Source organism: Kitasatospora sp. NPDC048722 (genome assembly GCF_040650235.1).
GTDB lineage: Bacteria > Actinomycetota > Actinomycetes > Streptomycetales > Streptomycetaceae > Kitasatospora.
Genome location: NZ_JBEZGX010000174.1, coordinates 1 through 1,353, shown reverse-complemented (window position 1 = coordinate 1,353; position 1,353 = coordinate 1). Strand labels below are relative to the sequence as shown.

Below are 1,353 nucleotides of genomic sequence, written 5' to 3'. Positions count from 1 at the left end.
AAAAAAATTTGGTTCTGTTGCAAAGTTTCAATACTGAGTACAAAAGTCCAATTCTGATACTTTGACTATGCTGGTATACCCATCAAAACTTTAATCTCAGTAGATACCGAAAATCCGAAGAGCGTTCCATTTCTTCGGTTCTTTTTGTATATTCCTCGAATTGTTTCCATGCCCTTAATCATGGTTGAGGCAGTTCGTAGACTTCGATAAAATTTATTGCGTCGTTTGATTGGTCGATGGTCTTGCTCAATGAGGTTATTGAGATACTTCACGGTTCGATGCTCTGTCTTAGTATATAAACCGTTACTCTGTAACTTTCTAAATGCAGAACCAATAGAGGGCGCTTTATCCTTGACAATTACTCTTGGTTGACCAAACTGTTTATGTAGTCGTTTCAAGAACGCATAAGCAGCTTGAGTATCCCGTTTCTTGCGTAGCCAGATGTCTAAAGTCAATCCATCCGCATCAATTGCACGATAGAGATAATGCCAACGACCTTTGATTTTGATGTACGTTTCATCCATTTTCCATGAATAAAAGGATTTTTTATTTTTCTTTTTCCAAATTTGATAGAGTAGTTTGCCATATTCTTGCACCCAACGATAAATCGTCGTATGAGAAACGTTAATGCCACGATCATATAAGATTTCTTGAACTTCACGATAGCTAAGGTTATAACGAAGATAGTAGCCCACGGCTACAATAATCACATCCTGCTGAAATTGCTTTTCTTTAAAATGATTCATCGTCATTCCTCCTGCTATCTTTTTCTATTATTCTACCTTATTTGATAGTAGATTTAAAACTTTGCAACAGAACCCTATATTCGTTACAATGGTTATGGGAAGTTTTTCAAAAGGTTAAGAAAAGCTTACGGGGGTTTTTGAAATCAAAAAGTAGTAGGGGACGATAAAATGAAACATACACACAAAATCATATTGGCTGTCACTTCTGTATGCACTGTTATTATTCTAGGTGTAAGTATCTTTTTTGTTACACAAGCAGTAACAAACAATAAATTAGAAAACACTAGTCAAACAACTCAACACTCAAGCAGCAGCTCAAAACCTGTTGAAGATAAACAAACGACGAAACAGCTTGATCAAGCAAAACAGCTTGCTGCAAGTTATCATTATGATGAAGCCATCGCCTTACTTGAAAAAGACGACGCCAAAGAAGCGCAACAATTGTTAGCAACTTTGAAAAAAGAAAAAGAATCCTTGGTAAAATGGGAAGACCCGACCAAAATCTCACACGACAACAACTGGCCGCCCGCCCGGCGCCATGGTCCGGAGCACGCCTGACCAGCGCCGATACTGGCAGACATGCCACGAGTACTACTGATCGAGGACG

Annotated in this window: 2 protein-coding genes; one reads left to right on the top strand and one right to left on the bottom strand. The window is 38.4% G+C overall.

Annotation, left to right across the window (positions count from 1 at the left end; translation table 11 throughout):
- Nucleotides 1-65 precede the first annotated feature (65 nt).
- The gene (locus AB0C76_RS41350) at nucleotides 66-746 is read right to left on the bottom strand and encodes an IS6 family transposase (protein ID WP_359975953.1); all 681 of its coding nucleotides are present in this window, start codon (nucleotides 744-746) and stop codon (nucleotides 66-68) included.
- A 168-nt stretch (nucleotides 747-914) separates the two neighbouring features.
- Here AB0C76_RS41350 and AB0C76_RS41345 point away from each other — a divergent pair, with 168 nt between their 5' ends.
- Nucleotides 915-1,304 carry a hypothetical protein gene (locus tag AB0C76_RS41345; protein WP_359975950.1) on the top strand — a complete coding sequence of 130 codons (390 nt, stop codon included), beginning with the start codon at nucleotides 915-917 and terminating at the stop codon, nucleotides 1,302-1,304.
- Nucleotides 1,305-1,353 lie beyond the last annotated feature (49 nt).